At 69.9% G+C, this 23,133-nt stretch carries 25 protein-coding genes; 18 read left to right on the top strand and 7 right to left on the bottom strand.

Annotated features, from left to right (window positions below):
- Positions 1–38: 38 nt before the first annotated feature.
- A complete protein-coding gene (locus BMY74_RS31605; protein WP_089922150.1) occupies positions 39–800 on the top strand; it encodes an AraC family transcriptional regulator in 762 nt (253 codons plus the stop codon).
- Positions 801–809: 9 nt separating this feature from the next.
- Here the strand turns inward: BMY74_RS31605 and BMY74_RS31600 are convergent, their stop codons facing one another.
- Positions 810–1,592: a DUF3152 domain-containing protein gene (locus BMY74_RS31600; protein WP_089922266.1), complete on the bottom strand. Its 783-nt coding sequence runs from the start codon at positions 1,590–1,592 to the stop codon at positions 810–812.
- Positions 1,593–1,671: 79 nt separating this feature from the next.
- On the opposite strand from BMY74_RS31600, the gene BMY74_RS31595 reads away from it, so the two are divergent.
- Together BMY74_RS31595 and BMY74_RS31590 are read left to right on the top strand one after the other, a co-directional pair.
- A complete protein-coding gene (locus tag BMY74_RS31595; RefSeq protein WP_089922149.1) occupies positions 1,672–2,337 on the top strand; it encodes a response regulator transcription factor in 666 nt (221 codons plus the stop codon).
- The gene (locus tag BMY74_RS31590; RefSeq protein ID WP_089922148.1) at positions 2,334–4,043 is read left to right on the top strand and encodes a sensor histidine kinase; all 1,710 of its coding nucleotides are present in this window, start codon (positions 2,334–2,336) and stop codon (positions 4,041–4,043) included. Before BMY74_RS31595 ends, BMY74_RS31590 begins: the two co-directional genes overlap by 4 nt.
- Here BMY74_RS31590 and BMY74_RS31585 read toward each other — a convergent pair.
- Positions 4,027–4,839 carry an NAD(P)/FAD-dependent oxidoreductase gene (locus BMY74_RS31585; RefSeq protein WP_089922147.1) on the bottom strand — a complete coding sequence of 271 codons (813 nt, stop codon included), beginning with the start codon at positions 4,837–4,839 and terminating at the stop codon, positions 4,027–4,029. The genes BMY74_RS31590 and BMY74_RS31585 overlap by 17 nt on opposite strands.
- Before the next feature lie 50 nt (positions 4,840–4,889).
- Here BMY74_RS31585 and BMY74_RS31580 point away from each other — a divergent pair, with 50 nt between their 5' ends.
- Both BMY74_RS31580 and BMY74_RS31575 read left to right on the top strand, forming a co-directional pair.
- A complete protein-coding gene (locus BMY74_RS31580; RefSeq protein WP_089922146.1) occupies positions 4,890–5,450 on the top strand; it encodes a cupin domain-containing protein in 561 nt (186 codons plus the stop codon).
- 7 nt (positions 5,451–5,457) lie between these two features.
- Positions 5,458–5,727 (top strand): DUF2277 domain-containing protein, encoded by a 270-nt coding sequence (locus BMY74_RS31575; protein ID WP_089922145.1) that lies wholly within the window; start codon positions 5,458–5,460, stop codon positions 5,725–5,727.
- Here the strand turns inward: BMY74_RS31575 and BMY74_RS31570 are convergent.
- Positions 5,724–5,939: a hypothetical protein gene (locus BMY74_RS31570; RefSeq protein ID WP_089922144.1), complete on the bottom strand. Its 216-nt coding sequence runs from the start codon at positions 5,937–5,939 to the stop codon at positions 5,724–5,726. The two genes, BMY74_RS31575 and BMY74_RS31570, sit on opposite strands and share 4 nt — an antisense overlap.
- 358 nt (positions 5,940–6,297) lie before the next feature.
- Here BMY74_RS31570 and BMY74_RS31565 point away from each other — a divergent pair, with 358 nt between their 5' ends.
- Both BMY74_RS31565 and BMY74_RS31560 read left to right on the top strand, forming a co-directional pair.
- Entirely contained in the window at positions 6,298–6,948 is a 651-nt protein-coding gene (locus BMY74_RS31565) for a hypothetical protein (RefSeq protein ID WP_245786467.1), read from the top strand.
- A gap of 144 nt (positions 6,949–7,092) precedes the next feature.
- Positions 7,093–7,551, top strand: coding sequence for an SMI1/KNR4 family protein (locus tag BMY74_RS31560; protein ID WP_089922143.1), 459 nt, complete (start codon positions 7,093–7,095; stop codon positions 7,549–7,551).
- On the opposite strand, the gene BMY74_RS31555 is transcribed toward BMY74_RS31560, so the two are convergent.
- Positions 7,548–8,198, bottom strand: a complete 651-nt coding sequence (locus tag BMY74_RS31555) for an HNH endonuclease family protein (protein ID WP_089922142.1) — start codon at positions 8,196–8,198, stop codon at positions 7,548–7,550. The two genes, BMY74_RS31560 and BMY74_RS31555, sit on opposite strands and share 4 nt — an antisense overlap.
- Positions 8,199–8,260: 62 nt before the next feature.
- Entirely contained in the window at positions 8,261–9,208 is a 948-nt protein-coding gene (locus tag BMY74_RS31550) for a methionyl-tRNA formyltransferase (RefSeq protein ID WP_089922264.1), read from the bottom strand.
- 93 nt (positions 9,209–9,301) lie between these two features.
- Between BMY74_RS31550 and BMY74_RS31545 the strand changes: the two genes are divergently transcribed.
- The gene (locus tag BMY74_RS31545; RefSeq protein ID WP_089922263.1) at positions 9,302–10,552 is read left to right on the top strand and encodes a lysine N(6)-hydroxylase/L-ornithine N(5)-oxygenase family protein; all 1,251 of its coding nucleotides are present in this window, start codon (positions 9,302–9,304) and stop codon (positions 10,550–10,552) included.
- 11 nt (positions 10,553–10,563) lie between these two features.
- Positions 10,564–12,099, top strand: coding sequence for an amidohydrolase (locus BMY74_RS31540; protein ID WP_218159803.1), 1,536 nt, complete (start codon positions 10,564–10,566; stop codon positions 12,097–12,099).
- 10 nt (positions 12,100–12,109) lie between these two features.
- Here the strand turns inward: BMY74_RS31540 and BMY74_RS31535 are convergent, their stop codons facing one another.
- Positions 12,110–12,919 carry a hypothetical protein gene (locus tag BMY74_RS31535; RefSeq protein WP_089922141.1) on the bottom strand — a complete coding sequence of 270 codons (810 nt, stop codon included), beginning with the start codon at positions 12,917–12,919 and terminating at the stop codon, positions 12,110–12,112.
- Between the two features lie 151 nt (positions 12,920–13,070).
- Here BMY74_RS31535 and BMY74_RS31530 point away from each other — a divergent pair, with 151 nt between their 5' ends.
- Both BMY74_RS31530 and BMY74_RS31525 read left to right on the top strand, forming a co-directional pair.
- Positions 13,071–14,543, top strand: coding sequence for a CYTH and CHAD domain-containing protein (locus BMY74_RS31530; protein ID WP_089922140.1), 1,473 nt, complete (start codon positions 13,071–13,073; stop codon positions 14,541–14,543).
- Between the two features lie 144 nt (positions 14,544–14,687).
- Positions 14,688–16,178 (top strand): beta-N-acetylhexosaminidase, encoded by a 1,491-nt coding sequence (locus tag BMY74_RS31525; protein ID WP_245786466.1) that lies wholly within the window; start codon positions 14,688–14,690, stop codon positions 16,176–16,178.
- Here the strand turns inward: BMY74_RS31525 and BMY74_RS31520 are convergent.
- Positions 16,175–17,512, bottom strand: a complete 1,338-nt coding sequence (locus BMY74_RS31520; RefSeq protein ID WP_089922138.1) for an aldehyde dehydrogenase family protein — start codon at positions 17,510–17,512, stop codon at positions 16,175–16,177. The two genes, BMY74_RS31525 and BMY74_RS31520, sit on opposite strands and share 4 nt — an antisense overlap.
- Before the next feature lie 197 nt (positions 17,513–17,709).
- On the opposite strand from BMY74_RS31520, the gene BMY74_RS31515 reads away from it, so the two are divergent.
- The 7 genes from BMY74_RS31515 to BMY74_RS31485 all read left to right on the top strand — a co-directional run bounded on the left by BMY74_RS31515 (position 17,710) and on the right by BMY74_RS31485 (position 23,111).
- Entirely contained in the window at positions 17,710–19,065 is a 1,356-nt protein-coding gene (locus BMY74_RS31515; protein WP_245786465.1) for a GAF domain-containing protein, read from the top strand.
- 61 nt (positions 19,066–19,126) lie between these two features.
- Positions 19,127–20,401 (top strand): FAD-dependent oxidoreductase, encoded by a 1,275-nt coding sequence (locus tag BMY74_RS31510; RefSeq protein ID WP_089922136.1) that lies wholly within the window; start codon positions 19,127–19,129, stop codon positions 20,399–20,401.
- Positions 20,379–20,921, top strand: coding sequence for a ribonuclease FAU-1 family protein (locus BMY74_RS31505; protein WP_089922135.1), 543 nt, complete (start codon positions 20,379–20,381; stop codon positions 20,919–20,921). Before BMY74_RS31510 ends, BMY74_RS31505 begins: the two co-directional genes overlap by 23 nt.
- Entirely contained in the window at positions 20,918–21,505 is a 588-nt protein-coding gene (locus BMY74_RS31500; protein WP_089922261.1) for a nucleoside/nucleotide kinase family protein, read from the top strand. Before BMY74_RS31505 ends, BMY74_RS31500 begins: the two co-directional genes overlap by 4 nt.
- 46 nt (positions 21,506–21,551) lie before the next feature.
- Positions 21,552–22,097 carry an RNA polymerase sigma factor gene (locus BMY74_RS31495; protein ID WP_177230010.1) on the top strand — a complete coding sequence of 182 codons (546 nt, stop codon included), beginning with the start codon at positions 21,552–21,554 and terminating at the stop codon, positions 22,095–22,097.
- The gene (locus BMY74_RS31490; RefSeq protein ID WP_089922133.1) at positions 22,094–22,816 is read left to right on the top strand and encodes a hypothetical protein; all 723 of its coding nucleotides are present in this window, start codon (positions 22,094–22,096) and stop codon (positions 22,814–22,816) included. The genes BMY74_RS31495 and BMY74_RS31490 overlap by 4 nt, the downstream gene beginning before the upstream one ends.
- 10 nt (positions 22,817–22,826) lie before the next feature.
- Positions 22,827–23,111, top strand: a complete 285-nt coding sequence (locus tag BMY74_RS31485) for a DUF6412 domain-containing protein (protein ID WP_245786463.1) — start codon at positions 22,827–22,829, stop codon at positions 23,109–23,111.
- Positions 23,112–23,133: the final 22 nt, after the last annotated feature.

Genomic DNA, 23,133 nt, shown 5'->3' with positions numbered 1-23,133 from the left:
TCGATGATGTTCGATCGTTCGGGCCGTATCTTGGAGGCATGGAGCCGTTCGACGAGCTGTTGCGGGGGATGCGGGCGGATGGGGCCGGGGTGCGCCGGACCGAGGTGTCGGGGTCGGAGGTGTTCGGCGGGCTCACCCTGTGCGCGGTGACGGCCGGGGAGGTGCGGGCCGCGGACGTGGTGGCGCGGGCCGGTGACGTGCTGGTGGTGCAGGGGTCTGTCGCGGTGCTGGGGGACGCGACGATGATCAGTGGTACGTACGACGTCATGGGGTCGGTGGCGCGGAAGCTCACCGAGGTCCTGCCGGCGGCGCTCGTGGCGCCTGGGGAGGGCGGGTGCGCGGAGTTCTACGACTCCATCGGCACGGGTGGGCCGGCTGTGGTGGCGGACCGGTTGCTGGACTGGCTGATGGTCTGCTCGCTCAAGGAGTGGTTCGACCGCGAGCACGGGGACGGGTGGCTGGGCGCTCAGGCGGACGCGGTGGTCGGGCCGGTGCTGAAGGCGATGCACGCCCATCCCGAACGGCCCTGGACGCTCGCGTTGCTGGCTCGGGAGGCCGGGGTGGCGCGGACGACGCTGGCCAGCAGGTTTGCCAAGCTGGTCGGCGTGCCGCCGCTGACATACCTCACGGAGTGGCGGATGGCCTTGGCGGCCGATCTGCTGGCCGAGTCGTCGGCGACGGTGGCGTCGGTGGCGCGCAAGGTCGGGTACGCGGACGCGTTCGGGTTCAGCGCCGCGTTCAAGCGTGTGCACGGGTTCAGTCCGAGCGAGTGTCGCAGCCGGTGCGCCGTCAGCGCGTGACGGGACGGCTCACGGGTACGGCCAACCATTGGGCGTGCACACCTTCCCGTCCTGCGGGATGACCGCGCCCTGCGGCACGCCCTGGGTGATGCGCACGATCTCGTCGTTGGACACGCTGAACGTCTGCTGCATCATCACCGGCGCCGGACCGCCCGCCACGCCGCACGGCGCGTGACCCTGCCCGAACGCGTGCCCGACCTCGTGGTTGACCATGTACGTCCGGTAGGCCGTCAGGTCCGGCAGGAACGCGACCGCGCCGCGGAACCAGCGGGCGGCGCTCAGGAACACGAAGTTGCCGTCACGGCACGAGACGTCGACCGGGATCTCGAACCCGCAGACGGAACGCGCTGTCTGCTGCGACGTGAGCCGGATGCGCACCGACGCGGCGCCGGACACGCGTTGCACCGAGCGCGCGCCACGGGCCGTCCAGCCGCGCGGGTCCGTGAGTGTGGCGTCCACGAACGCCGCGAACGCCTGTTCGTCGACCGTGATGCCGTTCTCGACCTCGACGGCGTAGGTGCGCAACGGGCCTGTGCCGACGACCGGGCCGTTTCCCGGGACCACGCGGAACGTGCCCGCGCCGACCACCGGGAACTCCGGGCCGTCCGGCAGGTCCGAGCTGGACGCGTACATCCGAACCGGCGGCGCTGACGGGACCGGGACGGGCTCCGGCGACGACGACGTGGTGGTGGTGGTCGGCGCGGCCGCGGGAGCTGTTTCGCCTGCCAGCTGGGTCGTCGTGAGCAGCAGGGCCGTCAGGCCGACGGCCGCCAGGGCCAGGTGCACCTTCATGACGGCCACGCTCGCCGGAACTGATGAAGAACCTGTTTGCGTTCCGCTTGACTGTCGTGAAGGACTGCATACTCGCTCTGTGTGTGCCCACATCCTCGTCGCCGAGGACAACGTTCACCAGGCCGAGCTCGTCCGCCGGTACCTCCAGCACGACGGGCATTCGGTGGTGGTCGTCCACGACGGGCGGGCGGCGATCGACGAGACGCGGCGGCGCAATCCCGACCTGCTGGTCCTCGACGTCATGATGCCGCTGGTCGACGGGATCGACGTGATGCGCGCCGTCCGCGCCGAGTCCGACGTGCCGATCGTGCTGCTCACCGCGCGGTCCACTGAGGACGACGTGCTGCTCGGGTTCGACCTCGGCGCCGACGACTACATCACCAAGCCGTTCCGGCCGCGGCAGATGGTGGCGCGCGTGCGCACGATCCTGCGGCGCACCGGCCGTGCGCGCGAGACGAACGCCACGGTGCTCAAGGTCGGGGATTTGACCGTCGACCCGATCCGTCACGAAGTGCGCATCAACGACGAACTGGTGAGCCTCACGCCCGCGGAGTTCCGCCTGCTGGCCAAGATGGCCGCGCAGCCGCAACGGGTGTTCACGCGCGAACAGCTGCTGGAGGACGGGTTCATCACCGCGCGCACGGTCGACGTGCACATGATGAAGCTGCGCCGCAAGATCGAGCAGGACTCGCGCCGGCCGGAACGCCTCCTCACCGTCTACGGCATCGGGTACAAGCTCGTATGAAAAGCCTCCTCGTCCGGTTCTTCCTGTTCTCCCTGGTGATCGCGGCCTGCTCGATCGCCGTCACGGCGTGGCTCGCGAGCCAGGCGACGACCGGCGCGATCCGGCAGGAGCAGGGCGAGGCGCTCGAGACCGACGCCGCGATCGTCGACGAACTGGTGGGGTACGCGGCCACGCACAGGGACTGGTCGGGCGCGAAGGGCACGGCGGACGAGATCGCGCGGAAGTACGACCGGCGCATCGCGCTGGCCGACCGCACCGGCAGGAAGCTCGTCGACACCGGCAACGAGAACTCGCCGCAGCTGCCCATCACCCCCAGGGCGGTCGTCGACCCGTTGAACGTCAACGGCGAGATCGACCGGCGGGCGGTCGGGCCGTTCAAGCTGACCGACGAGGAGCACCGGCTCCTGCACGCCTATTCGGCGCAGCTCAGCGAATGCAACCGCTACATCACCATCGTGGACGCGCCGAACGGCAGGCCGCGGCTCTCCAACGACCAGCCCGGCAACCTGTCGAAGTGGGAGGACTGCACGGTCGGCGACCGGCTCTACACCCTCACGGCCACGGAGACCGCCGCGTACGAGGAACTGCAGGCGTTGTTCACGAAGTGCCTCGCCGCGCAGGAAGGTGAACCATCCATCGTGGACAAACCGCCGAGCAGGGTGATGCTCGACTGGGACGTCCTGATGGTCCGCGACTCCCCGCCGGACGTGGTGAGCTGCATGGACACCGCGCGCCGCGAGCAGCTCGAGCCGTACGTCGCCGAGCCGGTGCAGCTGTTCCTCACGCAGGTGACGGGCGACGAGCCCCGGCCGATCGACCTGTCGACGACCGGCGCGACCCGGATCACGCTGGTGGCGCTGGGAATCCTCGCGATCGCCGGCTTCGCGTCCTGGGTCACCGCGACGCAGCTCGTGCGGCCGATCCGGGCGCTCACGGCCGCCACCAAGCGCACGGCGGAAGGCGACCGCACGGCACGGGTCGACGGCGGTGCCGGGGAGATCGGCGAGCTGGCCAAGTCGTTCAACGCCATGTCGGAGAAGCTCGCCGAGACCGAACGGCAGCGGCAGGCGATGGTCAGCGACGTCGCCCACGAGCTGCGCACACCGCTGGGCAACATCACCGGCTGGCTGGAGGCGACGCAGGACGGGCTGGCCGAGCCGGACCCGCACCTGATCGGCATCCTGCTGGAGGAATCCCTTCTGCTGCAACGACTCGTCGACGACCTGCACGACCTCGCCCAGGCCGACGCGGGCACGCTGCGGCTGCACCCCGAGCCGATCGCGCTTGACGACGTCGTGGAGCAGGTCGTCACCGCGCAGCAGAACCGCGAGGTCCTGCTGCGCGCCGAGACCACGCCGGTGCACATCACCGCGGACCCGGTGCGGCTGCGGCAGGCGCTCGGCAACCTCGTCGCGAACGCCGTCCGTTACACCGCGCCCGGAGGCGAGGTCGTCGTGAAGCTGTTCCGGGAGCAGGACAACGCGGTCCTGGAGGTCACCGACACCGGCACCGGCATCGCGCCCGAGGACGTGCCGCACGTGTTCGACCGGTTCTGGCGGGCCGACAAGTCCCGCAGCCGTCGCACCGGCGGCAGCGGGCTCGGGCTCGCGATCACGCGGCACCTCGTGGAGGCGCACGGCGGCACGGTGTCGGTGACCAGCGCGCTCGGTGAGGGCTCCACGTTCCGGATCAGCCTGCCGGCATGAGCCCCAGCAGGTCCACGTTGATCATCCCGGCCGCCTGGGCGCCCTGGGCGGCGGCGACGATCACGATGGCCGCGGGATCCGTGACGTTGCCTGCCGCGTAGACGCCGGGAACGCTCGTGCGGCCCTTCGCGTCCGTGCGCACGAACGGACCGAGCATGGTCTCCTCGGTTTCGGCGCCCAACGCCAGGAGGAACTCGTCGCGCGGCTTGACCGGTGCGGAGTACACGAGCGCATCGGCCGGCACGCGCTCACCGTTCGAGATCACCGCGACCAGCCTGTCGTCCTCGACCTCGACGTCGTCCACCGACGGGACGTGCGTGACGTCGTCCGACCACTGCCGGACCAGCGCCACCTTCATCTCCTCGCCGAACACCACGAGCTTCTGGTCGCGGACCTCGTAGCCGTGGCAGTACGGGCAGCTGAAGACGTCACGGCCCCAGCGGGCGCGCAGGACGTCCGGCACCTCGTCGACCAGGCCGGTCGCGAACAGCAGGCGCTGGGCGTGCACGGTTCGTCCGGAGAGCTCCACAGCGAACCCGTCGTCGGTCTTCGTCACGCCGCGCACCTCGTCGTTGACGATCTCGCCGCCGTATCCCTCGACCTCGGCCCGTCCGTGCTTGAGCAGCTCCAACGGCGAAAGGCCGTCTCGAGAGAGGTAGTTGTGCATGTGCGCGGCCGGGGCGTTGCGCGGCTCGGCACCGTCGACCACGAGCACGCTGCGGCGCGCCCTGGTCAGCATCAGGGCGGCGCTCAGCCCGGCCGCTCCCCCACCAATGATCACCACTTCGTACGTCATGGTTCGAGGGTGCGGTCGACAGTCCAGTTTTGGCAAAGTAAGTTGCCATTATGGCAACAACCGTGGGGCAACGGCTCGCCGCGCTGCGAGCGGAGCACGACCTGACGCTGGCGGCGTTGTCCGAGATGACGGGCATCTCCAAGTCGACGCTGTCGCGCCTCGAGACCGACCAGCGCAAGCCGACGCTGGAGCTGCTGATGCCGCTGTCGCGGACCTACCAGGTGACCCTGGACGACCTGGTGGGCGCGCCCGAGGTGGGTGATCCGCGCGTCGTGATGAAGCCGCGCGAACTGGGTCACGGCCGTGTCGGCATCCCGCTGACCAGGTCGATCGGGCCGCTGCAGGCGTGGAAGATGATCATCACCGACTCCGACCTGCACGAACCGCGCGTGCACGAGGGGTACGAGTGGTTCTACGTGCTGAGCGGGCGGATCCGGCTGCGCCTGGGCGACCAGGAGGTCGTGCTGCGCGCGGGCGAGGTGGCCGAGTTCGACTGCCGGCAGCCGCACAGCTTCAGCAGCGCGGACGGGCGGCCTGCCGAGATCCTCAGCCTGTTCGGCAAGCAGGGAGAACGCATCCACACCCGCGCGGCGCCGCCCGGCAGGTCATAGTGGAGGCATGTGCCGAAACATCCGGGTGCTCCACAACTTCGAACCGCCCGCCACGTCCGACGAGGTGCAGGCCGCGGCGCTGCAGTACGTGCGGAAGGTGGGCGGGTCGACCAAGCCGTCTGCGGTGAACCAGGCCGCGTTCGACAAGGCGGTCGCGGCCGTGGCGGCGGCGACGCAGGAACTGCTCGACGCGCTGGTCACGACGGCGCCGCCGAAGGACCGGGAGGTCGAGGCGGCGAAGGCCAAAGCGCGTTCGGCGGAGCGCTACGGGCGCTAGTCGCGCTCGCGGGTGTCGAGGTACATGCAGATCAGCTTGGCCGCGACGCCCGCGGAGCCGACGATGAAGGCCTGGTCGGGGCCGAGGGTCACGGCGATCGCCCACAGCAGCAGCGCGATCAGCACGAGGATCACGGTCACCTGGACCGCGTGCGGCCAGGTGGCGAGGTGGGCCGGCCATCTCGCCGGCTGCCACGACTGCGGAACCTCCACGTCACCCGCTCTATCGGGTGAACGCTCCGCTTTGACCGCCATCGTGCTCCCTCGCCGAAACTCTTCCTGACGAAGTCCATTCTTCCGTGTTGATCTTCTACGGAGTGTTACAGCCGCTGGTCTTGCGGTGAGCGTTCGGTGAGCGTCGGCGAACGGCAGACGAACGGTCATGTCCGTGATCGGTTGCCGGTTCGTCACAGTCCGTTCACCGATTGCGATCGAGGTCGCAACTCTACATGTCACCTAATCGAGTGATTGTTCAACATTCCGTGACCGTTGGACCGTTCGGAGCAGCGCCATTTTTGTCGGACCCCTCGGATAACGTCAGGTGAAGCTCGCGGTACGAGGGGAGAAAACGTTGCCGGACAACAACGTCAGCGTCACCGCACTGTCGTTCACCGAGTACGTCATGAGCGGTCAGCGTGGACGCATCAACATCGTGTCGGAACAGCGGGGGATGTACCTGGCCTCGGACACCAGGGTCTGCGGGTTCTACAACCCGATCCGCGACGCCATGCGACGAGCGGTCAACTCGACCGAACCGGAGATCGAGCTCAAGAAGGCGGTCCAGAACGCCAACCGCACGGGCCAGCCGCGGGCGTTCGAGGAGATCGCCGACGGCTTCCTGCCCTGGCTGACGTCGTTCAAGGCGACCGGCGTGCCCGTGGAGGGGGCCACCTACCGCGCCGGTGAGCTCACGTTGAAGGTGCGGCCGCACCTGGGGCTGCGCAAGAAGGACGGCACGACGTACGCGGTGCTCGTGCACACCAAGGAGGTGCCGCTGACCAGGGAGGCGGCCAACGTCGGGCTGCGGATCCTGCAGCACACGGTCGCGGACACGCTGCCGGGCGCCGTCCCGATGGTGCTCGACGCGCGGCGCGGCAAGGCGTACCAGATGCCGGCGCGCACGAACCTCGGCAAGCTCGACGTGCTGATCGCGGCCGAGGCGATGGGGTACGTGACGCACTGGAAGCTGTCCGGCCTGTTCGAGTCCGTCCAGGTCGGGTAGGGGGACGCGCCTGGCCTGTCGGGGGACGGGCCGGGCTGCGGGGGAAACCGGCCTGCCGGGGGCGGGTCGGGCACGAGGGGGAGCGATGCGGCCCGCCTGGGGGGTCGGGCCGTGTCGCACCGCCCGCACCACTAGGGAGAAGAGTTGCCGGGGAGCGCGGACCTGCTCAGGGTGCTCGGGCGGGAGCCGAAGGGTGTGCCCGGACAGTTGTGGGCGGAGGCCGAGGAGCACCTGGGGCTCGTGTTCCCCGGCGACTACAAGGAGTTGATGTCCGCACTGGGCAACGGCGTCTTCGACCACGTCGTCGAGGTGGTCTCGCCCATCGCGGACGACGAGTCGCTCGACGACTACCTGAGCGCCCTGCACGAGGCACCGGACGGTCTCGTCCCGTGGGGCACGGCGGACAGGGGCGTCACCTTGTTCTGGCGCGCCGACGGCGAGCCGGACCGGTGGACGATCACCTTGTGCGACGCCGAGTTCTCCAGCCGGGAGGACCATGACGGGCCGGTGAGCGCGTTCCTGCTCGACCTGCTCACCGGCGGGTTCCGCAGCGGGCTCCTCGACTTCACGCCCACCCGAAACCCGGGGTTCTGGCCGGGCTAACAGGTCTTGAGCAACGCGGCCAGCGCGTCGTGCTCCGCCTGGTCGACGGTCAGCTTGTAGGTGATCTTCACCGCGATCCAGTGCTGCGCGTACGTGCACCCGTACGCCGCGACCGGCGGCTTCCACTTCGCCGGGTCCTGGTCGCCCTTGCTGCGGTTGGACTTCGCGGTCACGGCGAGCAGCTGGATGCCGCCGAGGTCGTTGGCGAACGCCTTGCGCTCGTCGTCGGTCCACTTGTCGGCGCCGGAACGCCACGCCTCGGCCAGCGGGACGGTGTGGTCGATGTCGACCTCGCCGGCCTCCTTGATCACCACGCCGTCGTAGACGCTGTTCCAGGTGCCGGAGACGGCCTTGCAGTCCTTGTCGGTCTTGACGTCGGTGCCCTGCTTCTGCAGCACGATCTCCCTGGTGTCGCAGGAGTTCCCCTGCGAGGCCCAGTGCGGGAAGCGGTCGCGGCTGTAGCCGGCCATCTTGCCCTCCGGCGCGATCGCCAAGGCGCCCAGATCGGACGATCCGGCCGGAGCGGAACCGGTGGGCACGGGCGGCGTGGGCGGGTTCTCCTGGGAGGACTGGAGATTCGTGAGGTACCAACCCAACGCCACGAGCAGCACGAAGACCACCAGTGACGTCACCGCCGCGCGATTCATGCGGCAATGATCGACCATGCGGATCACGAGCCGGTCACCCGGCCCGTGTTCCGCGTGTCGTGTCAGGGACGGGAAGTCAGGTAACCGCCCATGTTCTTGAAGTACTCGTGCGCCTTGAGCTCGGTGCCATCGGCGGTGCGAACCTTCTTGACCAGCAACGCCTTGCTGCGGCCGCGCCGCGCCTCGGCCCCCGCGACGATCGCCACGCCGTCGCCCTCGCGGTAGAAGATCCGGCCGGGGGTTCCGCCGTAGACCTCGGAGGAGACGTCCGCCTCGATGACCTCCAGGCGCTGGCCGCGGTGGAAGCAGAACGCGCTGGGGTACGGCGCGCACTGCGCGCGCACCAGGCGGTCGAGCTCCTCGGCCGTCCAGGTGAAGTCGATGCGCAGGTCCTCTTCCGCGCGCTTGTGGAAGAACGAGGCCTGCGAACGGTCCTGCTTGGTGAAGTCCGTGCGGCCGGACGCGATCTCGGCGAGGCCGTCGACCGTGATCGGGCCGAAGAGCTCCAGCGTCTTCTCGAACAGCACCGCGGTCGTGTCGCGCGGGCCGACCGGGACCGAGCGCTGCAGCACGATGTCGCCGGCGTCGAGCGTGTCGTCCATCATGTGGGCCGTCACGCCGACTTCCTTCTCGTCGTTGAGAAGCGCCCAGATCAACGGCGAGAAGCCCGCGTACTTCGGCAGCAGCGAGTCGTGCACGTTCAACGTGCCGTGCTTGGGCAACGCGAAGACCTGCGGCGGGATCCAGGTCCGCCAGTTGCAGGCGACGATCACGTCGGGCTCGGCGGCCTTGAGCGCGTCGAGCAGCTCCTGGTCCTCCGGGCGTTCGCGGACGATCACGTCTACGCCGTTCTCCCGGGCCAGGTCCTCGACCGAATCGCTCCAGACCTTCTCGTACGCGCCCTCACCCTTGGGATGGGTCACCACCAGGACGACCTCGTGCTCGGACGCCAAAAGTGCCTGCAGGGTGCGATGACCCCAGGTCTGGAACCCGAACATGACGACCCTCATGGGGGTGTCCTCCTTCACCTCGGTGCGATACGGTCAGGCTAACCTAACTGACGGCTTGCCAAGCAAGCTTAGGCTGCCCTAAGTTCGGTGCTCATGCATCCGATCTACGACATCGTCGGTATCGGGTTCGGTCCCTCGAACCTGGCGCTCGCCATCGCTCTGACCGAGCACAACGAGCAGGCCGAAACCCCTGTCACCGCGGTGTTCCTGGAACGCCAGCAGGCCTTCGGCTGGCATCGGGGCATGCTCCTCGACGACGCCACCATGCAGGTGTCGTTCCTCAAGGACCTCGTCACCATGAGGAACCCGACCAGCCGCTTCTCGTTCCTGTGCTACCTCCGGGACCGCGGCCGGCTGATCGACTTCGTCAACCACAAGAACCTGTTCCCGCTGCGCGTCGAGTTCCACGACTACTTCGAGTGGGCCGCCGCGCAGGTCGACGACGTGGTCGCGTACGGCACCGAAGCCGTTGGCGTGGAAGCGATCCAGGACGACCTGTTCGAGGTGACGACGGCCACTGGTGACGTGTACCACGCCCGCAACGTCGTGTTCGCCACCGGACTCAGGCCGTCCGTTCCCGACGGCATCACGCTGTCGGACCGCGTGTGGCACAACAGCGAGTTCCTGCACCGCGTGGGCGAGCTGAAGAACCCGGAGCGCTGCGTCGTCGTCGGTGCCGGGCAGAGCGCCGCCGAGGCCGTGGCGTACCTGCACCGCGAGTTCCCCGGTGCCGAGGTGTGCTCGGTGTTCTCCCGCTACGGCTACTCCCCCGCCGACGACAGCTCGTTCGCGAACCGGATCTTCGACCCCGAGGCCGTCGACCACTACTACGACGCCCCGGTCGCGGTGAAGCAGCGGTTGATGGACTACCACCGCAACACCAACTACTCCGTGGTCGATGTCGACCTCATCGCGCAGCTCTACCGCACCGCGTACCAGGAGAAGGTGCTCGGCACCGAGCGGCTGAAGATGATGAAGATGACCCGGCTCGTGGCGGTCGAGGAGACCGCGGAGGGCGTCCGCGCGGTGATCCAGTCGCTGGTCACCGGCGAACAGGAGTTCGTCGACACCGACCTCGTGCTGCTCGCGACCGGCTACGACGAGGCCGCGCCGATGCTCGGCTCTCTCGAGACGGCGTGCGAACGGGACCAGAGGGGCCGTCTCGTCGTGGGCCGCGACTACCGCGTGCAGACGTCGTTGCGCGGCGGCATCTACCTGCAGGGCGGCACCGAGCACTCGCACGGCATCACGTCGTCGCTCCTGTCCAACGTCGCGGTGCGCTCGGGCGAGATCCTGGCGTCCGTGCTGACGAACACCCCCGTGCCGGTCCTCGCGACGGCGTAGAGACTCACGGGGTGCAACTCGACCTCAAGCTGACGGGCTGCCGGGCCCTCACGATGGACCCGGCACGCCCCGCCGCGCACACGATCGGCATCTGGCAGGGCCGCATCGCCGGGCTGGACGAGCAGGTCGAGGGCCTGCCCGCCGCCGAGACCGTCGACCTGGGCGGCGCCGTGGTGCTGCCCGGTTTCATCGACGCCCACACCCACCTCGCGTGGAACGGCCGCCGCACGATCGACGTCACCGGACTGGCGACGGTGTCCGGGGTCCTCGACCGGCTCGCCGGCGCTCCCGGCACCGGGTGGATCGAGGCGTCCGGGTACGACCCGCGGATCATGGACCGCCCGCTCACCGCCACCGACCTCGACGGCATCAGCGGCGGCAGGCCCGTGTACGTGGCCGACCTGTCCGGGCACGCGTGCGTCGTCAACTCCGTCGTGCTGCGCCAACTCCCAGGCATCACGAGCGACGGCTGGCTGACCGAGAACGAGCAACTGGCCGCGCGCACGTTGCGACTGCCGTACTCGCTCGACGAGATCGTCGCCGAACTGCGGACGAGTGCCGGGCAGGTGCTGGCCGAGGGCGTGACGACGTGCGCGGAGGCGGGCATCGGCGCGGGCCTGATCGCCAGCAGTCCCCTGGAAGCGGCCGCGTACCAGCGCGCCCGGCTGCCGATCCGCGTGCAGCTCATGGTGTCCGCGTACGTCCTGCACGACGTCGCCGCCGACCCGGCCGACGGGATCCCGCGCGCGATCGACCTGGGCCTGCACACGGGCTTCGGCGACGACATGCTGTCGTTGGGCGCCATGAAGCTGTGGACCGACGGCGGCATGATCGCGCGCACGGCCGCGTTGACCGAGCCGTACGCGGGCACGGACAACTCCGGTCAGCTCGCCGAGTCCGAGGAGTTCATGCGGGCGGCGATCCTCGACGGGCACCGCGCGGGCTGGCAGCTCGCGATCCACGCGATCGGTGACCGCGCCATCGACTTCACCCTGGACGCGGTGGCCGAGGCCCAGCGGCAACGGCCGCGCGCCGACGCCCGGCACCGCATCGAGCACTGCGGGCTCGTCCGTCCCGACCAGCTCGGCCGGATCGCGGAGCTCGGCATGATCCCCGTCGTCCAGCCGACGTTCCTGCACGCCTACGGCGACGACTACAGCGAGATCATGGGCCCCCGGCGGGCGCCGTGGATGTACCGCGGGCGCTCGTTCCTCGACCACGGCATCACCGTCGCGGGCAGTTCCGACCGGCCCGTCGCGGACGGGGCGCCGTTGCGCGCCATCGAGTTCATGGTGCGGCGGCGCTCGTCCGGTGGCCGGGCGGTCGGTCCGGACGAGGCGGTCACCGTCGAGGAGGCGATCCGCGCGTACACGCTCGGCGGCGCCTACGCGTGCCGCAAGGAGGACGTGCTGGGCAGCCTCACGCCCGGCAAGCTCGCGGACCTCGTCGTGCTCGGCGAGGACCCGCGCACGAGCGACGCGATCGCGGACATCCCGGTGCTGGCGACGATGGTCGGCGGGAACCTGGTGCCGCAGCGCTCGGGCTGATCGCCGCCCGCTACTGCAGGTGGAAGGTCGCGGCCAGCGTCGTGAGGCGGTCGGTGATGTCGGCGTGGACGTTCGCGCGGCGCACCCAGTTCTGGCTGCCGGACGCGGCGGACGGTGGCGTGCCGAGCGGCGTGACCGCGTCCGTGACGCCGTACTCCAGCCGGTACGCGAGCACGGCGATCGCAGACTCGAGCCAGAACGACGGGTCCGGCGTGGGGATCTCACCCAGTCCGACGCGGAACCACACGGGCATGCGCGCGTACTGGCCGAGCGCGTCGGAGATGCGCCGCGCGGCCGCGTCCTTGATCTCCTCACGCGCCTTGTCGCCCGCGAGCACGGCCTCGGTGCGCCACTCCTCACCGGAGGCGTCCTCGTCGGCCTCCAGCCGCTCCGCCGCCCGCCGCGCGCTCGCCTCGTTCGCGTTGATCAGCCACTCCATCTGCCGCACCTCGTGCGACAGCGCGTCCCGCTCGAACCGCGGCACCCGCCCACCGTCCAACTTGGACCGCGCGTCGTCGCGGCGGGCCTTGAGGCCGTCGAACTCGAGCACCTCCTGCCTGAGCTCGACGCGCGCGGGGCCGGAGAGGATCTCCTGCTCGGCGTCCCACGCCTTGCGCAGCGCCTCGACCACCGGCTCGACGTCGCCGGCCACGGCGTCGAGGTCCACCAGCGGCCCGTCGCCGGCACCGGAGAGCCGCCGCTCCAGCACGGTCAGCCGGGCCGTGACGCGCTCGAGCTCGGCGCCGAGTTGACCGACGTGGCTGATCAGGGTGGCGATCTGCGGCTCGACCACGTCGAGCCGTTCCTTCTCCGTGGGCACGCGACCAGCGAACCGGACACTGAGGACCGCGCAAAGCGGGTACCCGCCCAATACACGCATTCGAGGCGTGGTTCCGCCCACCCGTGGCACCACCCCTCACGCACCGTCACGACGCTGGGTGAACCCGGACAAAACGAGGTATTAATAGAAAATGGCGACCTCCGTTACTGAGACCGAACGCAAGTACGAGGCACCATCGGACGCGAGTCTGCCGGACCTCACAGAGATCACCGGCGTGGCGACCGGACCGGAAGAGTTCGACCTCGAAGCCACGTACTTCGACACCGACGACTACCGCCTGGCCCGCGCGGGCGTGACCCTGCGCCGGAGGACGGGCGGCTCGGACGAGGGCTGGCACCTCAAGCTGCCAGCGGGTGAGGACTCCCGTCAGGAGGTCCGCGTTCCTCTCGGCCGCACGGTGAAGAAGCCCCCGAAGGACCTCTCCTCGTTGGTCCGCGCCCACACCCGAGGCCAGAGCCTCACGCCCGTGGCCGAGATCCGCACGAACCGCCGCCGCTGGCAGCTCTCGAACGGCCAGGGCGAGATGCTGGCCGAGGTCGTCGACGACGTGGTCACCGCCCAGACCATGGGCTCCTCCACCACGACCACCTCGTGGCGCGAGATCGAGGTGGAGCTCGGCGAGAGCGGCGACCGCGAGCTGCTCGACACCGTCGAACGCCACCTGGGCGACGCGGGCATCCACCCGTCGTCGTCGAAGTCCAAGCTCTCCCAGGTGATCGGCGTGAAGCGGGACTCCGGCCCCACCCTGGGCAAGAAGCCGACGGCGGGCGACGTGGTCCTCGCGTACCTCTACGAACAGCGGGCGGCCCTGCAGAACCAGGACCCGCGCGTCCGCCGCGACGAGCACGACGCCGTCCACCAGATGCGCGTGGCCACCCGCCGCATGCGCTCGGCCCTCCAGGCCTTCGGCAAGATCGTCGACCGCGAGCAGACCCGAGCCCTCACCGACGAACTGAAGTGGCTCGCCTCGGTCCTCGGCACCTCGCGAGACCTCGAGGTCCTCCGCAAGCGTTTCGAGGACGGCCTGCACGCCCTCCCGCCGGAACTGGCCCTGGGTGACGTGGCCGCCCGCATGACCCGCTACTTCGCCCCGCTGGAAGCCCAGGCGCACAAGGACTCCGTCGCCGCGCTGGACAGCGAGCGCTACTTCGCCCTGCTGAACTCCATCGACGAGCTGCTGACCTCGCCGCCCCTGACTTCCAAGGCCGCGGGCAAGGCGAAGGACGTCCTCCCGGCCCTCGTGGAGAAGGCGCGCCACCGCCTGGACGTCCGCATCGAAGCGGCGCTGGGCGAGAACGACGGCGACGAACCGCTGCACGAGGCCCGCAAGGCGGCCAAGCGCCTGCGCTACTCGGCAGAGGTCGCGGAACCCGCGCTGGGCAAGCACGCCAAGGCCCTGCGCAAGCGCGCCAAGGACGTGCAGACGCTGCTGGGCGACCACCAGGACTCGGTGGTCGCCCGCCCGGTCCTGCTGGCACTGGGGCGGGGCGACGAGAACGGGTTCACGTTCGGCCTGTTGTACGGCAAGGAGGTGGAGCTGGCGCACAGGACGGAGGCGGCGCTGCCCGCCCTGTGGCGCAAGCTGAGCAAGGAGCACCTCTGACGCACGGGCACGCCTGATCACGCGACGCGACCACCGGCGCACCCGAAATTGGTCTGAACCTTGACACCGAAACCGGCCTCCTGAAACGGTGATCGAAGGCCGCCACCAGCAGCGGTGGCGGCGATCGCCGGATCAGGAGTGCTGGTGACCGAGACAGCTGGCCGTCTGCAGGAGTTGCTCCCCCACCCGGTCCGGGTGGAGCCCGAGCCCGACGTCACCTTCACCCTGACGCCGAACACCAAGATCCACGCGACCTCCGAGGACGCAACAGCCGCAGCCGAACTGCTGGCCTCGATCCTGCGCCCCTCCACGGGTTTCGCCCTGCCGATCGAGCACACCACGGCGGACGAGGGCATCGTCCTGACCGACGGCGCACCCGCGGAAATCGGCCAAGAGGGCTACCTGCTGGACGTCACCGAAACCCGGATCACCATCCGGGCGAACTCCGCGGCAGGCCACTTCAACGGCGTCCAGACCCTCCGCCAACTCCTCCCGGCCGAGATCGAGGCCGAGACCGAGCAGCACGTCGAGTGGCAGATCCCGGGGGTGAGCGTCCTCGACCACCCCCGGTACCACCACCGCGGCGCGATGCTCGACGTCACGCGGCACTTCTTCACCCCGGACCAGGTCAAGCGCTACATCGACCAGGTCGCCGCGTTCAAGATCAACTACTTCCACCTCCACCTCACCGACGACCAGGGCTGGCGCCTGGAGATCCAGAGCTGGCCCGAGCTCACGACCATCGGCGGCAGCACGGAGGTGGGCGGCCGCACGGGCAGGTTCTTCTACACCCAGGACGAGTACCGCGACCTGGTCACCTACGCCCAGGCCAGGGGCATCACGGTCATCCCGGAGTTCGACATGCCGGGCCACACCAACGCCGCCCAGGCGAGCTACGCCGAGCTCAACGGGGACGGCGAGAAGCGCCCGCTCTACACCGGCATCGACGTCGGCTTCAGCTCGTTGGCCATCAACGACGACGTCACGTACCGGTTCGTCGAGGACGTGATCCGCGAGATCGCCGCGATCACCCCCGGGCCGTACCTCCACATCGGCGGTGACGAGGCGCTGACGACCTCCGACGAGGACTACGCGACGTTCATGAGCCGTGTGCTGCCGCTCGTGGAGAAGTACGGCAAGACGGTCATCGGCTGGCACGAGTTCGTCAAGACCAGCGAGAACCCCGAGGCGATCCCGCAGTTCTGGGGCACCACGACGACCGACGACAACGTGGCCGCCGCGGTGAAGCGGGGCCACAAGGTCATCATGTCGCCTGGGAACCGCGTCTACCTCGACATGAAGTACGACGAGGACACCGAACTGGGCCTGAAGTGGGCGGGCCTGGTCGACGTCCGAGACTCCTACGACTGGAACCCCGGCGCCTACCTGGATGGCGTGACCGAGGAGGACGTCCTCGGCGTCGAGGCTCCACTGTGGACGGAGACCGTCCTGACCTCCGCGGACGTCGAGCACCTGGCGTTCCCGCGGCTCCCGGTGGCCGCGGAACTCGGCTGGGCGCCGGCGGAGGTCCACGACTGGGACGCCTTCGCGCGACGGCTCGGCGCGCAGGCCCCGCGGTGGAGGGTCAAGGGCATCAACTTCCACGCCGGCAAGCAGGTGCCCTGGAAGGACTAGAAGTACCCCTGCCCTCGGTCGGAGTAGCTGACCACCAGGTGCTTCACGCGGCGGTAGTCGGCGAGCACGGCCGTGTTCGCCGGGTACGCGTAGTAGTTGTTGACCCACACCCGTTCGGCGCGCAGGTCGTGGCCGACGTTGTGCGCCAGCGCCAGGTCGCGGGACCAGATGCCGGCGCCGAGCTGGGCGGTGGCCTCGTTGGCGATCTTCAGGGCGTCGTCGCGGTCGTCGAACCTCGTGACCGACACGACCGGACCGAGGACGGCGTCGGCGAACACGGCCGAGCGGTGGTCGCCCTCGAAGATCGTCGGCTGGACGTAGTGGCCCGAGGCCTCGCCACCGGTCACCAGGCGCGCGCCCTCGGCCTTGCCGCGCTCCACGTACGCAAGAACGCGATCGCGCTGTGCGAGGCTCACGACGGCGCCGACCATGGTGTCGGTGTCGAGCGGGTCGCCCACGCTCAACGCCTGCGTGCGCACGGTCGCGAGGTGCAGAAGTTGCTCGTAGGCGGCGGTCTGGATCAACGCGCGCGACGGGGCCGTGGCGATCTCGCCCTGGTTGGCCGCGAACATCGCGAAGCCCTCCAGCGCCTTGTCCAGGAAGCTGTCGCGCTGCGCCGTGACGTCGGCGAAGAAGATGTTCGGGCAACGACCGATGACGACCGGGTGGTCGTCGGAGCCGGTGACGACGTTGACGACACCGGGCGGCAGCAGGTCGGCGACCACGTTCATCAGCACGTGGATCGAGGCCGGCGTCTGCAGCGCGGGCTCCAGCACCACGGCGTTGCCGGCGGCCAGCGCCGGTGCGAGCACGCGGCACGCGTTGAGCAGCGGGAACGTCCACGAGAGGCGCTCGTGCACCACGCCGAGCGGCTGGTACGAGCGGTACTCGCAGGTGCTGCGGCCCAGCTGCTCGACCTCGCCGCTCTCGGCGCGGATGACGGCGGCGAACTGGCGGAACAGCTCGATCACCATCGGCACGTCGGCGACCAGGGCCTCGCGGACCGGCTTGCCGTTGTCCCACGTCTCGGCGACGGCGAGCTCGGTCGCGTGCTCCTCGATGCGGTCGGCGATCTCGCACAGCACGGTGGCGCGCTCTCGGGCCGTGGTGGCGCCCCACGCGCGTGCGGCGCCGCTGGCCGCGTGCAACGCACGGGCGCGGTCGGCGTCGGTGCCGCGGGCGACCTCGGTGAACACCTCACCGGTCACCGGGGTGACGTTCTCCACGTACTCGCCGCTCACGGGCGACACGTGGTCGCCGCCGATGAAGTGGTCGTACCTCGCCCGGTACGCGACCACGCTGCCGGGCTGCCCCGGCGCCGCGTACTGCGTCATCCTCGACTCCCTGCCAGAGACGGCCCACCGCGCAAGCGGGGTGGGGAAAATGAGAAAGTAGGCAGCAGAACGTTGCATGCTCGTTGCAAGCCGTGGATGGATCGGTGGCCCACGAACCCGGGCAACACAGACTGTTGCTGAGCAGAGTCAGAGATGCCGTGTTGAGTGGTACTCCCACGGTTGATTTGCCACGCTCGGTGATTTCCGCGTCGTGGCAGCGGTCACTCGCGGCCAACGTCGACCCGGACCTGCACACCGCGCCGACCGTCTTCGCCGCCGACGAGCTCTCCGACCTGCGCGAGAGGCACCCGCTGCACCCGATGCTGCCGTTGCTGCGCGAGACGCTGCTGGGCTTCGCGGAGGAGGCCGGGCACATCATGGTCGTCGCGGACGCCCAGGGCCACATCCTGTGGTGCGAGGGCTCCAAGGGCACCCGCAGCTACGCGGAGAACGTCGGCCTGGCGGAGGGAACGCTCTGGTCGGAGGGTGCGGCGGGCACGAACGGGATGGGCACCGCGCTGGCGTTGAACTCGCCCGTCACGGTCCACTCGGCCGAGCACCTCGTGCGGACCTACCACCACTGGACCTGCGCGGCGAGCCCGATCCGCGACCCCGATTCGGGGACCACGATCGGGGTCGTCGACCTCAGCGGCCCGATCGAGACCGTCCACCCCTCGATGGTGGCGCTGGTGTCGGCCTCGGCGCGCCTCGCGGAGCTGGAGATGCTCACGCGCATGCACTCGCAGGACGAGGAGCTGCGGTCGCGCAACATGCGGCACCTGATCGCGTTGCGCGGGGAGCCCGGCGCGCTGCTCAGCCAGACGGGCCGGGTCGTCGCCGTCGAGCCGTACGGGCTGCTCCCCTCGCGCGTCGACGTGTCCGCGGACCGGGTCGAACTGCCCGACGGCCGCGAGGCGGTGCTCGAACCGCTGTCCGACGGCTACCTGCTGCGCATCCCGCGGCAGCGGCACGTGCGGCGCAGCGTGCTGTCGCTGTCGTTCCTGCTGCCCGAGCCCAAGGTGGTGCTGGACGGCCGGGAGGTGCCGATCTCGTCGCGGCACGCCGAGATCCTGTGCGCGCTGGCATTGCACGGCAGGCTGACCGCCGACCAGCTCGCGTTGCGGCTCTACGGCGAGCGCGGCAACCCGACGACGGTGCGCGCGGAGCTGCACCGGCTGCGCGCCCAACTGGGGCCGGACGTGCTCGCGACCAGGCCGTACCGGCTCACCGCGGACGTCGAGGCCGACTTCCTCGCCGTCCGGACCGCGTTGAAGGCCGCCGACGTGCCGCTGGCCGCGAGCCGGTACCGCGGTTCGCTGCTGCGGCGCTCCGAGGCGCCCGTGGTGCTGGCCGAGCGGGACGACCTGGCGACCAGCGTGCGCAAGGCGGTCCTGCAGCGCGGCGACGGCAACGCGCTCTGGGCGTTCACCCAGACCGACTCGGGAGAACACGACGTCGAGGCCCTGGAACAGCTGGTCAAGCTGCTCGCACCGGACGACGTCAGGCTCGCGCTCGCCACCGCGCGTCTCCGGAGACTCGGTCAGGACGATTGACAAGACTCTCAAGAACTTAATATCTTCCCCACTAAGAGACTTAGTAGAGGGGGAGGTTGTCATGCGCGTACTCGTCATCGGAGCGGGGACCGGCGGTCTGTGCCTGGCGCACGGCCTGAAGAAGGGCGGCGTGGACGTCGCCGTCTTCGAACGCGACCGGACACCGCGCAGCATGCTGGTCGGCTACCGCGTCGGGATCAGCCCGGACGGCAGCAAGGCGCTGCACAACTGCCTGCCGCCGGAGGTGTTCGCCGAGTTCGTCCGCACCACCGCCCGGCCACCGCGGCACATCGTCATGCGGACCGAGAAGTACAAGGAACTGCTGGTCGGCGAGATCGACACGGACCGCGACGACAGCCGCAGCGAGAAGTCGGTCAGCCGGATCGCGATGCGCACGGCGTTGCTCGGCGGCCTGGAAGACGTCGTGCGGTTCGGCAAGACCTTCACGCACTTCGCCCAGAACGACGACGGCACGGTCACGGCGTTCTTCGACGACGGCACGTCCGAGACCGGCGACGTGCTGGTGGGGGCGGACGGCGCGCAGTCGAAGGTGCGCCGGCAGCACCTGCCGCACGCCAAGGTGGTCGACACGGGCATCACGTCCATCGCCGGCAAGCTGCCGCTGACCGAGGAGAACGCGAAGCTGCTGCCCCCGCTGGCCGACGGCGGCATCACGCTGCTGTTCGGGCCGCGCGGCGAGTTCGTGATCCTGCACGTCATGCGCTTCGACGGCACCGGCGTCGAGGACGACTACATCATGTGGGGCTACACGGCCTCGCACGACAAGTTCCCGGACTTGAAGGGCATGAGCCAGGCCGAGCTCAAGCAGGTCGTGCTGAACCTGACCCCGCGGTTCCACCCGGACCTGCGGAAGCTGTTCGCGCTGGCCACGCCGGAGACCGTGTTCCAGATCAAGATCCGCACGTCCGAACGGCTGGAGCCGTGGCGGCCGAGCAACGTCACGATGATCGGCGACTCGGTGCACCTCATGACGCCCGGCCGCGGCATCGGCGCGAACACGGCGCTGCGGGACGCGGAACTGTTGTCCCGCAAGCTCACCGAGGCCGCCGGGGGCAAGGACGTCGTGCAGGCCGTCGGCGAGTACGAGCGGGAGATGGTCGAGTACGGCTTCCAGGCCGTGGAGGCGTCGCGCGCGATGATGGACGGCCGCAGCCTCGTCCACAAGCCCGTGATCGGACGGGTCGCGGCAGCGTTCTCGCGGACGTTCCTGCGCGTGACCAACGCCGTGCCGCCGCTCAAGCGGAAGATGATGGCCGAGGACGCGGCCGAGCGTGATCACGTAAGTTCGGCGCATGAGGTTGTTCGCGCCGGGTGAGGTCGTGGTGCGGCGCGAGGTGCTGCACGGCAAGGTCTGGTCGGAGATGCCGACCAGGGTGGTCGTCGACGAGCCGGGGCTGCTCGCGGTGTTCGTGGAGCCCGGCACGCGGCTCACCTACCCCGACCACCACCACCCGCACCCGTGGGACAAGCCGGACCGCGGCTTCTGGCGCGGCCACGGCAAGCTCATGCTGCATCGCCCGCAGGACGCCTACTCCGTCGACCTGTTCTGGAAGGGCGAGAACCGGGTCTTCGGCAACTACTACCTGAACCTGCAGGCGCCGTACCGCCGCGTCGAGGACGGGTTCGAGACGCTCGACCACGCGCTCGACTACACCGTCGCCCCGGACGGCACGTGGGCGCAGCGCGACCTCGACGAGTTCGAGGAGCAGGTGGAGTCCGGCAAGTACTCGGCGGCCGAGGCCGAGGCGATCAGGGCCGAGGCGTCGAAGATCGAGAAGATGCTGGCCTCCGGGGACGTCTGGTGGGACCCGGCCTGGGCGGCGTGGACGCCGTGAAGGTCAGGCCGCTCACGTTCGGCACGCTCGTCGACGAGATCGTCGGCCAGGTGTCGGAGGTCGACGGACGGGTGCGCGTGCTGGTCGACGGCGCACCCGCCGCCGAACCCGGCAGGCTCGCCGACGCCGTCGTGGAACCGTTGCGCGCCTTGGGTCGCGCGGTGCAGCGGGTGTCCCTCGACGACTTCCTGCGCCCGGCCTCGGTGCGGCTCGAGCACGGTCGCACCGACTCGTACTCGTACCGGCACGACTGGTTCGACTACAAGGGCCTGCAACGCGAGGTGCTCGACCCGGCGCTGGACGGCAGGGTGCTGCCGTCGCTGTGGAACGCGGCCACCGACCGCGCCAGTCGCGCCGAGTACGTCGACCTGCCGGAGAACGGCGTCGTGCTCGTCGACGGCACCCTGATGCTCGACCGCTGGCTGCCCGCCGAGCTGACCGTGCACCTCTGGCTCTCCCCCGGCGCGCTGAAGCGCAAGACGGAAGAGGAGTGGACGCTGCCGGCGTTCGACGACTACGACCCGGTGGCCGACCTCTTCGTGCGCTACGACCACCCCGAACGGCCGGGTCTGGTCGAGTCGTGAACCGGACGCCTCTCTGCGGACATGAGTGGAGCAGAGAGGAGGGTCCGTGACCGACGAAGAACTCTGGGGGCAGGTCCGGGCCGGTGACGGCGATGCGTTCGGGCTGCTGTTCGAACGCCACGCCCAAGCCGTGTTCGCCTACTGCCTGCGCCGCACCGGTACGTGGGCGGTGGCCGAGGACCTGGTGTCCGTGGTGTTCATGGAGACCTGGCGCAAACGCACGTCCGTGACGGTCGAGGAGTCCTTGCTGCCGTGGCTGTACACCGTCGCCCTGGGCGCCACTCGCAACCACCAACGCGCCCGCACGCGGTACAAGGCCGCGCTGGGCAAGGTTCCGCCGCACGGATCGGACGACGACCACGCCGATGACGTCGCACGGCGCGTGGACGCGGAGGCCAGGACACGGGCGGTGATCGCGGAGCTGGAGAACCTGCCCGCCGGGGACCGGGAGGTGCTGGAGATGTCCGCGTGGTCGGACCTGTCCCAGGCGCAGATCGCCCAGGTGCTCGGCATCCCGGTCGGCACGGTGAAGTCCCGACTCGCTCGCGCGCAACGCACCGTGCGTGGCGCACTGGTGGAGGAGGCACTGTGAACATCACGCCCGACATCCCGCAGCTCGACCCGATGCGGTTGCAGGTCCGCAAGCACGCGCTGCTGAACGAGATCGGCGCGAAGCCGTCCCGCCGGTGGTGGCGCTTCACGGTGCCCGCGACGGCTCTCGTGGCCGCCGTGGCCGTGACGCTGGTGCTGTGGACACCGACGAACCAGGACGCCTCCGCGTCGTGGACCGCCGAACCGCGGGCCCCCGGCGACCTGGCACCCGTGCTGGCGGACTGCGGGAAGACGCTCGACCGGCACGACGCCGAACGGGGGGTGAACGGGCCGGACTGGCCTGCTCCCCGGGACGTGGCCGTCGTCGACCAGCGCGGAGACATGACGATGGTCCAGTACATCGGTCCGGAGTCCGAGATGCTGTGCCTGCGGACACCGGCGGGCGTCGGCGGGAGCGGAAGGGGGGACCTCCAGAACCAGGAACCGCTCGGCGACAGGCTGTTCGCCGACTTCTCCCCGGTCGTGGGCATGCACGACGTGGGCGGTCGCAACGCCATGACCGTCCTGAACGGACGGGTGAGCCGCGCGGTCGGCAAGGTGGTCATCAGCACCGAGGACGGGCTGGAGGTGACCGCGACCATCGGCAACGGCCGGGTTCTGGCCTGGTGGCCGAGCCTGGGCAGGCCGAAGGACGTCAGGCTCCTCGACGAAGCGGGCGTTGTCCTGCAGACCGCCCCGATTCCGGTCAAGCACAGGTAGGCTGCGAGGCATGTGGCGGCCGGAGACCAAGCAGCGGGCGATGCTCGTGCTCGCCGTCTTCCTGCCCGCCCTCTACGCCTTCACGCTGTTCTCGTCGCCGACCGAGGTCGTCGCGGCCGTGACCGCGCTCGCCCTCGCGTTGATCGTGGTCGTCGCGCTGGTGCCGCTGTCGGTGGCGCCGGCGCGGTCGCTCTCGATCCGTGAACGAGCCCAGCGCACGGCACAGCTGCGTCTGCGAAACCCCGACGCGGCAGGGAAACCCCGTCCCCGAGCACCGGGATGCCGGACGTTCTGACACGTCCGCAAGTCCCAACTCA

Origin of the sequence: Lentzea albida (assembly GCF_900111005.1) — a bacterium.
Lineage (GTDB): Bacteria > Actinomycetota > Actinomycetes > Mycobacteriales > Pseudonocardiaceae > Lentzea > Lentzea albida.
Note: the sequence above shows the minus strand (reverse complement) of the source record. Positions and strands in the feature narration are given on the sequence as shown.